Origin of the sequence: Nonomuraea sp. NPDC049158 (assembly GCF_040648335.1) — a bacterium.
In the GTDB taxonomy this organism is placed as follows: Bacteria; Actinomycetota; Actinomycetes; order Streptosporangiales; family Streptosporangiaceae; genus Nonomuraea.
In genome coordinates this window covers 1-7,840 of the sequence record NZ_JBEZDM010000079.1, presented here as the reverse complement: position 1 = coordinate 7,840, position 7,840 = coordinate 1, and the positions used below count along the sequence as shown (strand labels likewise).

Genomic DNA, 7,840 nt, shown 5'->3' with positions numbered 1-7,840 from the left:
GCGAACAGCGCGGAGAAGAAGCGGGGACCTAAACCGGCCATCAGTGGTGACCTCGAACTGGCCACCTGTGGGGACTTTTACATGGCCACGGACAATTCGGCGGCCTGGTGGCCGGTCAAGAAGGCGCCTGTCGCCGTAGCGGTGCCGCTGTTACGGTGGGCGCGGTGCGCCGGGAAGTCTGGTCGGCAAGATCGTGCTTGCGGATCCGACCGGAAGGCGTCCCATGACCTCCACGCGGTGCCCCTGATGGGCTGGCCGTGCTGGCTGTTTGCCGGGCTTGCCCTGGTCGTGGCGCGGCCGGTGGCGATCTGGCTGTCGTTTGTGCGCTCGGGGCTGTCGATGCGCGAGCAGGCGGCGGTGGCCTGGTTCGGGCCCAAGGGCTTCGCTTCCGTCGTGTACGGGTTGCTCGTGCTCGCCTCTGGGATCGCCGCCGAGCGGGCCACCCTGGCCGGCTTGTTCACCGTGATGCGCTCCGGGAGCGGCTTCGTCGCCGACCTGCTCCCCGTACCGGACTGTGCCGCCCAGGTCGGCCAGCCCGCGCTCATCATCGCCACCCGCAACGACCGCTCGGTGTCCTTCGCCCACGCCGAGTCCCTGGTCGCGGCGATGCCGGACGCCGAATTGGTGGACAGCCGGGCCGAGAGCCACATGATCTGGTTCGGCCCCGACTACCCGCGCGTCGCCGAGAGAATCCGCGACTTCCTCACGACCGGTTGAGGGCGGCGGCTACTGCCTCACGGCCTCGACGAAGCGTTCGAGGTCCGACACCGGCAACTCCCGCCCGGCCTGCTCCCCGGCTGATTCCAGGTATTGGTGCCGGTATTCGGCTTCCCGGGGCGGCCCGAGATCGGCTTGGGAGTGTCAAGCATCAAGTGAGACCAGACACCGCTCAGCTCCGAGGACACCAAACAGGGTCTTGCCGCGACATCAAGATCGCTATCTATGTGTCGGCGGTCGAAGAAGAAGGGACACCCCTCTAACCGGCCAGGATCTCGGTGACGATGACATACAGCGCCCACAGCGACAACCCGGCCATGATGACGATCTCGCGCCAGCCGAGGGCGGGCCTGGCCTGGATGGCGTACGACATGGTGATGTCGGGTGCCGCCGGAGCGGGCGGGCGCCGGTTCTCGGCCTGGGGCTCGTTGAAGCGGTGGATGAAGATCTGGATGAGGTTCATGTCGGCGACCAGCCCCGCCGCGACGCTCAGCGCGCTCGAACTGACGGAGATCCACTCAATGTGGGTTTCGGGCTTATGCGGGCTGACTCCCCACCACGTCAGCCGGCCGGTCTGGCGAGGCGATAGAACCCCCTGTGACCGGGTATGCGAAGCCCATGGGGGAGCAACATCGACAGCGAGCCATTAGGCGACCACGGATAGCTCGTGCGCATCCGCGAGGGTGCGGCGCGCCGGTGCGGCCGTAATTCGGGGGGCCGCTCGCCTTGCTGTCGCCGCGTGGACTCGAGCCGCGTGGACTCGACCGGCCCGCGGCCCATCGGCTGCGTGCTCTCCGGGGCGATCCGCTCAGCACACCCCCGGCATATGAACCACTCCGGGCGGTCATGCCGACGGCCCGTGATGATGAGCAGCCTGCGAAAAGAGCAGCCTGCGAAAAGAGCAGCCCGCGAAAAGAGCAGCCCGCGAAAAGAGCAGGAGGTGGGCCCGTGACTGGGGTGACCAGCAGGGTGGCATTGGTGACAGGGTCCAGCAGCGGAATCGGCGCGGCCTCCGCGCGCCTTCTGGCCGCGCGAGGGATGCGCGTGGTGGTCAACTACCTCCGCAGTGGCACGGCAGCCGAGGAGGTCGTGGCCGGCATCGAGGCCGCGGGCGGCCAGGCCATGGCCGTGCAGGCCGACGTACGCGAGGTGGCGGCGGTCGAGAACCTGACCGAGCGGGTCCGGACGGCATGGGGCGGCATCGACGTGCTCGTGCACAACGCGCTCACCCCGTACGCGATCAAGCCGTTCCAGGACATGACGTGGGAAGAACTGGGCGGCAAGCTCGACGACGAGATGCGCGCGGCGTACGTGATCACCAAAGCCGTCCTGCCCGCCATGACCGAACAGGGCTGGGGACGCATCGTCTACATCAGTACCGGCCTCAGCCACCGGCCCCGGGAGAACATGATCGCACTGGGCACGGCCAAGGCCGCGCTGGTGCAGTTCGCCCGGTACCTCGCCCAGGAACTGGGCCCGCGGGGCATCACGGTCAACGTCGTCGAGCCCGGCCCGGTGGAGGACACCCGCATGGCGGCGAAGGCGCTCGACGAGGAGCAGAAGAAGCAGCAGGTGGCCGCTACTCCCCTGGGCCGCCTGGCGCAGACGGGCGACGTCGCCCAAGTGGTCGCCTTCTATGCCAGCGAGGACAACGGGTTCATGACCGGCACCACGGCCGCGGTCGACGGCGGGATGTCCATGTAGTGGCACCCTCAGTCTGGCCGGCATCCGGTACACCGTCACGGCACGCGCGGTGACACGATCAAGGAAAGACGTCGATGGACACGATCGATCTCACCTTCGTCGGACGTGGCCTGCACGAGGAACTGGCCGCCTACATCGCCGACCAGCAGGACTACTATGCCGACGAGGGCGTCCACGTCGCGCTGCGCGACGGCTGCGCCTGGGACAACGAGCGGGTGCGCCACGGCGCCACCATCGGGCTCGGCCGGGCACTGCTGACCCGGCTGGCCGATGGCATCCCCTGGGTCGTGCTCAACGTCAACACCCACCGCCCGCTGTTCTGGTTCCTCGCCCGCTCCGGCCTGACCTGCCTGGCCGACCTGGCCGGCAGACGGCTGGCGATACACGCCCCCCACACCGCACCCGGGTGCTTCGCCCGGATCGTCCTGCGCCAGGCCGGCCTCGACCCGGACCACGACATTCAGACCATCGTCCGCCCGCCCGGCGACTACGGCATGGACCTGCGCCGACTGCACGACGGAAAGATCGACGCCGCCTTGGTCGGCAGCACCATGGCACCGGAGGCGGTAGCCGCCGAGAACGGCTGGCAGGTGCTGGCCTGGATCGGCGACCACTTCCAGATCCCCACCGTGGGCGTGGCCGTCGACCCCACCTACGTCCAGCCGGACGACCCCGCGGTCCAGGCGGTCGTACGAGCCCACCGGCGCGCTCTGGAGACGATCCGCAACGAACCCGACATCACGCTGCGGCACATGCGGACGTTCATCGGCCGGCACACTGCGGACGAAGTCCGGGCCCACTACGAGAGGTTCATCGCACCGTATTTCACCACCGACGGCCAAGTCGACCTCGACGTCGGCGCCACCGCGATCACCGCGGTCGCCGCCGAACTCGGCATCCCCGCCACCGTCACCGCAGCCGAGTTCTACCGCACCGCACCCTAGGCAAGACTGCGACGCGGCGCTGACTCACCTGGGCGAAGCAGGCGCGGCCGCGTGGCGGGAATGGTCCCTGATCGTCAATGCGACAGCAGGGCGTACGCCCCTATAGTTCATGGCCGCCGCCCCTGCTCATGATCAACGATTGACGGCTGAATGATCATCTACACCTACGGCGTCCGTGCACTGGAGCTGGACGAGTGCCGCGTGCGCCTGCGCATGTTCCTGGCCGACCACGATTATCTAGTGTTCTTGAGCGAAGTAGCAGGTCAGTCGCTCGAAGGTCTGTAAGGCACGTCAGGCAAGTAGGCTGCTCGCGTTCGGTGTACCGATGGATCGTCGAGAGGTCCCTGTCCGGCTGATGGTGCGCCGAGGGGACCCAGGGGGAACGTTCTGGAGGCCAGCCAGGTGCGCGTCAACGCCACGGGCGCGGGCAACCACCTACGTGGACTATCCCGGTCATGCCGGTCGGCAACGACACCACCCACACCACACTGATCCTTTACTCGACCCATGGTCGGCGGCAGTTCGAGATCTCCGTCACGCGGAGCACCACCAGTCCGCGTCGAGCAGGCCCAGGTAGACGCCGAGGGTCTCGACCGTGTCCGCGCCGGTGTGCAGGACGCAGGTGCGCTCGTCGAGGCCTTCCACTGTTCCGACCGCCGGGCTGATCCGATCGGCGACGACCTCGGCCGGCGCGCGGCCGGTCAGGGGACCTCGACCAGGAGCATCTCGCTGAGCCGCTGCCGGAGGCGGGCACCCATCCACGCTGGCCGGGTCGAGGAGCCACTGCACCTGCAGACCGTCGATCAACGCGATGAGATCCGATTCGGCACCCGCGATGCCCGTCCCCGGCCGCACGAGTCCGCGGGCGTGGAGTTCCTCGAACGCATGGCGAATATCCCGGCGGATGTGCGTATATCGGTCGACGAAGTACGCGTGCGCCGGATGCGCCGGATCAGCGGCCTCGACCGACAGCACGGCGTACAGGCTCACGAGCTCCGGCACCGTCGCGTTGTACTCCACCAGCCGCGCGAGCCGGGAGAAAAGTCCAAGCCATCCGCCGCCGCGTCGAATCCGGCGAAGAACAACTCGCCGTTGACCCGATCCCGTTCTTCGAGCACAGCGGCCAGGAGCGCTTCCTTCGTCGCGAAGTGATGCGCCAGGCCCATCCGCGATACCCCGCAGTCCGCGGCGATCCGGACCATGCTCGCGTTGCGGTAGCCGACCGAGGCGAACTTGGCGAACGCGGCCTCGACGATCTCAGCACGCCGCCGTCGCCCTTTCGGATAGCCCGTGCTCATCGATCGACCCCCTTGGCTGCGTATCGGCTCCTTGACCGGCTCGAGTGCGAAGTCCGGCGGCAAGGTGGGCAGCACCATCGAAGATATCGCTCCCGTGACGACCCGGGTTGACAACGGACGGTCGAATCCAACACCCTTTCACTATTCAAATAGTGAAAGGGTGTTTTGTTGATCGAGTTCAACCTGGACCGCAGCTCGGGGGTTTCGACGTACCTGCAGCTCGTTCACCAGGCAAAACAGGCGCTCCGACTCGGTACGCTGCGGCCCGGCGACCAGTTGCCGACCGCGCGCGAGGTGGTCGAGACCTTGGCCATCAACCCCAACACCGTGCTCAAGGCGTACCGGGAGCTGGAACGCGAAGGGCTGGTCGAGGGGCGGCCGGGGATGGGGACGTTCGTCCGGCAGGGCATCGCGGGCGCGACGCTCGCCGAGCACACGCGGCTGCGGCGCGGCCTGGAGGCGTGGGTGCGCGACGCCCGCGAGGCCGGGCTTGATCAGGAGGATCTGCGGGCGCTGTTCAATGTGGTCCTGGCCGACGCCGCGAAGGAGGGCGTGGCATGAGTCCCGCTCTGGAGGCCACCGGGCTGGGGGTGCGCTATCGCCGTACGTGGGCGTTGCGCGACTGCTCGCTGTCCGTGCCCACCGGATGTGTGGCGGCGCTCGTCGGGCCCAACGGCGCGGGCAAGACCACGCTCATGCACGCGGCCGTCGGGCTGCTGCGACCCGCGCTGGGAAGCATCCGCGTGGCCGGCGAGGCGGCGTTCGTGGCGCAGGACAAGCCGCTGTACGAGAGCTTCACCGTCGCCGAGATGCTCGCCTTCGGCCGCCGCATGAACACCAGCTGGGACGACGACGCCGCCGCAGCCCGGCTCGCCGGGCTGGGCATCCCGCCGGAACGGAAGGTGAGCGGGCTGTCGGGCGGCCAGCAGGCGCAGGTGGCGGTCACGCTGGCGCTGGCCTGCCGGCCCGACCTGCTGGTGCTGGACGAACCGCTGGCCAACCTCGACCCCCTCGCCCGCCACGACGTGATGCGCTCGATCATGGCGGGGGTGGCAGAGCGGGAACTGACCGTGCTGCTGTCCTCGCATGTCGTCTCCGACCTGGAGGAGACGTGCGACTGGCTGATCGTGCTGAACGGAGGCCGGCTGCAGGTCAGTGGCGACATCGAGGAACTGCTCGACGGGCATCTCGTGCTCACCGGACCGGAGGGGGCATCCGCGGCGGGGACGCGGGTAGTGGGCGCGAGCCGTACCGGCAGGCAGATCACCATGCTGGTCAGGGGCGCGCCCCCGCTCGATCCGCGCTGGCAGGCGCGGCGTCCAGGGCTGGAGGAACTCGTCATGGGCTACCTGCGCAGCCCCGAGTCGGCGGCGCTGCCGGGCCTGACGGGGGTGGGCGCGTGATCTGGGTGACGTGGCGCCAGCACCGGGCGCAGATCCTCGTGACGGCGGGCTTCCTGACGCTGCTGGGGTTGCTGCTGCTGGGTTCGGCGCTGGAGGCGAGCCGGTACGTGGCCGAGTACGCCCCGCCCGGCTGCCCGGGACCCGCCGTGGCGTGCGGAGACCTGGCGGTGGCGCTCGGGCAGCGTTACGACGCGGTCTACTCGGTGTTTGGATGGATACCGTTGGTGGCGCCGGCGTTGATCGGGGCGTTCTGGGGCGCGCCGCTGCTGGGCCGCGAGTACGAGCGCGGGACCCACCGCCTGGCCTGGACCCAGTCCGTGCCCGTGTGGCGGTGGCTGGCGGTCAAGCTGTCGGTCCTGGGCGGGGCGGTTGTGGCGGGCGGGCTGCTGCTGTCGCTCATGGTGGGCCTGTGGCGGCCGGTGTTCAGGACGGGGATCGACTCCACGTTCGGCAACATCGGCGTGTTCAACATGGTCGGCGTGGAGCCGGCGGCGTGGTGGCTGTACGCGTTCGCGCTGGGCACGCTCGCCGGCACCCTGTTCCGGCGTACGCTGCCGGCGATGGCGTTGGTCGTGGCCGGGGTGGTGGTGACGATGTTCACGCTGTTCCAGCTGAGCGACTACTACGCCGAGCCGGCGCGTACCGCGTTGTCCGGCACCGTGCTGCTGGAGGATCCCGATGCCCGGCTGGTGAGCGCCGCCTGGGTGGAGCCGTCAGGGAGAGAGGTCGCCGAGCCGGCCGGCAGCGGCTGCCCACGTCGGGTGGACGTGGGGCAGAGCGACAAGAACGTCAGGGCGTGGCAGGCGTGCTTGTTCGGCAAGGGTTACCGGTACGCGGTGTACTACCATCCGGCGTCCAGGTTCTGGCGCTTCCAGTGGACCGAGGCGGGGATCCTGACGCTCATGTCGGCGGCCTTCGGCGGCCTGGCCGTACGCCGCACCCTCCGCCGCCCCGGCTGACAGACCTTCGGTGCCTGAGCCGGAACCGCCCTGGCGGGGTGTGGGAAGGTGGAACGTTATGACAAGGACCCCATCGCCGTCTGCCGCTGTCGCCGCCCTGAGCGCGTTCCGGCGTTGATGGCGGACAAGCGCGCCGCGCGAGCCACCCCGTCGATCGACGTGGCCCGGCTTCCCGAGGACGTCTTGGCGCTCATCGACGCCCTCGAGCCCGGAGAGGAGCTGGTCATCACCCGAGGCGGCGCGTCGATCGCGGCGATCTCCAGCACCCTTCGCGTGCTCCACGGCACTGTCGTCGACCCTGGCACTGCGCAGGAGGCCGACGAGCAACCTCCGATCGACTACGACAACGTGACGGTCGTCGCCACCGCGATGGAGCTGTCGGCGTCGGCTCGGGTGTCGCTGTCCACCCAGCTCGGCCCGGACTACGTCGTGCTCGACATGAACGCCGCTCCCACGACAGCCGACGTGCTGCTGACGCCCCCGGTCAGCCCCCAGCTGATCGCCGGTCTCCGGTCGATGTTCCCGAAAGCTCGTGTCATCATCACGGAAATCGAGGACGACGAGCTAGGAGTCAACTACCACGGCCCTGTCCGACGCCTGCTCGACGCGGGCGCCGAGGCGTATCTGCCCCCGGCGACCATTCCTCGCCTGGCCAGGCAGCTCGATTACACGCTCACGCATGGGCACCAGATCACCGGCGAGGTCGCCACACCCCTAGAGATCGCACCGGCCACGGAACCACCAGATTCCTCAGATTCCTCAGCATGACGGTGCACGGCGTCGACAAGCGGGCGGCGCGCGAGCGCGCGATCGAG

10 protein-coding genes and 1 pseudogene are annotated in these 7,840 nt (G+C 69.0%); 8 read left to right on the top strand and 3 right to left on the bottom strand.

Annotated elements, in window-relative coordinates; genetic code table 11:
- Window positions 1-717, top strand: a pseudogene (locus AB0B61_RS57180) (hypothetical protein); the annotation flags it as partial.
- A gap of 259 nt (window positions 718-976) precedes the next feature.
- Here AB0B61_RS57180 and AB0B61_RS57175 read toward each other — a convergent pair.
- Window positions 977-1,180 (bottom strand): hypothetical protein, encoded by a 204-nt coding sequence (locus AB0B61_RS57175; protein WP_358450721.1) that lies wholly within the window; start codon window positions 1,178-1,180, stop codon window positions 977-979.
- Between the two features lie 485 nt (window positions 1,181-1,665).
- Between AB0B61_RS57175 and AB0B61_RS57170 the strand changes: the two genes are divergently transcribed.
- The 3 genes from AB0B61_RS57170 to AB0B61_RS57160 all read left to right on the top strand — a co-directional run bounded on the left by AB0B61_RS57170 (window position 1,666) and on the right by AB0B61_RS57160 (window position 3,650).
- A complete protein-coding gene (locus tag AB0B61_RS57170; RefSeq protein ID WP_358450718.1) occupies window positions 1,666-2,421 on the top strand; it encodes an SDR family oxidoreductase in 756 nt (251 codons plus the stop codon).
- 74 nt (window positions 2,422-2,495) lie between these two features.
- Window positions 2,496-3,365: an ABC transporter substrate-binding protein gene (locus tag AB0B61_RS57165; protein ID WP_358450715.1), complete on the top strand. Its 870-nt coding sequence runs from the start codon at window positions 2,496-2,498 to the stop codon at window positions 3,363-3,365.
- 150 nt (window positions 3,366-3,515) lie between these two features.
- A complete protein-coding gene (locus AB0B61_RS57160) occupies window positions 3,516-3,650 on the top strand; it encodes a hypothetical protein (RefSeq protein ID WP_358450712.1) in 135 nt (44 codons plus the stop codon).
- Window positions 3,651-3,899: 249 nt separating this feature from the next.
- On the opposite strand, the gene AB0B61_RS57155 is transcribed toward AB0B61_RS57160, so the two are convergent.
- Complete coding sequence (locus AB0B61_RS57155; protein ID WP_358450709.1) at window positions 3,900-4,367, bottom strand: TetR family transcriptional regulator C-terminal domain-containing protein; 468 nt, start codon at window positions 4,365-4,367, stop codon at window positions 3,900-3,902.
- Complete coding sequence (locus tag AB0B61_RS57150; protein ID WP_358450706.1) at window positions 4,352-4,741, bottom strand: TetR/AcrR family transcriptional regulator; 390 nt, start codon at window positions 4,739-4,741, stop codon at window positions 4,352-4,354. Before AB0B61_RS57150 ends, AB0B61_RS57155 begins: the two co-directional genes overlap by 16 nt.
- Window positions 4,742-4,831: 90 nt before the next feature.
- Between AB0B61_RS57150 and AB0B61_RS57145 the strand changes: the two genes are divergently transcribed.
- From AB0B61_RS57145 to AB0B61_RS57130, 4 genes are read left to right on the top strand one after another with little or no spacing between them, the layout of a single operon-like run.
- Window positions 4,832-5,224, top strand: a complete 393-nt coding sequence (locus tag AB0B61_RS57145; RefSeq protein WP_358450703.1) for a GntR family transcriptional regulator — start codon at window positions 4,832-4,834, stop codon at window positions 5,222-5,224.
- Window positions 5,221-6,066: an ABC transporter ATP-binding protein gene (locus AB0B61_RS57140; protein WP_358450700.1), complete on the top strand. Its 846-nt coding sequence runs from the start codon at window positions 5,221-5,223 to the stop codon at window positions 6,064-6,066. The genes AB0B61_RS57145 and AB0B61_RS57140 overlap by 4 nt, the downstream gene beginning before the upstream one ends.
- Window positions 6,063-7,025 (top strand): hypothetical protein, encoded by a 963-nt coding sequence (locus AB0B61_RS57135; RefSeq protein ID WP_358450697.1) that lies wholly within the window; start codon window positions 6,063-6,065, stop codon window positions 7,023-7,025. The genes AB0B61_RS57140 and AB0B61_RS57135 overlap by 4 nt, the downstream gene beginning before the upstream one ends.
- A gap of 48 nt (window positions 7,026-7,073) precedes the next feature.
- Window positions 7,074-7,793 carry a hypothetical protein gene (locus AB0B61_RS57130; RefSeq protein WP_358450694.1) on the top strand — a complete coding sequence of 240 codons (720 nt, stop codon included), beginning with the start codon at window positions 7,074-7,076 and terminating at the stop codon, window positions 7,791-7,793.
- Window positions 7,794-7,840 lie beyond the last annotated feature (47 nt).

Coding starts and splice junctions, on each gene's coding strand:
- AB0B61_RS57150 (WP_358450706.1), bottom strand. CDS start 4,741: ATGGTGCTGCCCACCTTGCCGCCGGACTTCGCACTCGAGCCGGTCAAG.
- AB0B61_RS57140 (WP_358450700.1), top strand. CDS start 5,221: ATGAGTCCCGCTCTGGAGGCCACCGGGCTGGGGGTGCGCTATCGCCGT.
- AB0B61_RS57160 (WP_358450712.1), top strand. CDS start 3,516: ATGATCATCTACACCTACGGCGTCCGTGCACTGGAGCTGGACGAGTGC.
- AB0B61_RS57175 (WP_358450721.1), bottom strand. CDS start 1,180: ATGAACCTCATCCAGATCTTCATCCACCGCTTCAACGAGCCCCAGGCC.
- AB0B61_RS57165 (WP_358450715.1), top strand. CDS start 2,496: ATGGACACGATCGATCTCACCTTCGTCGGACGTGGCCTGCACGAGGAA.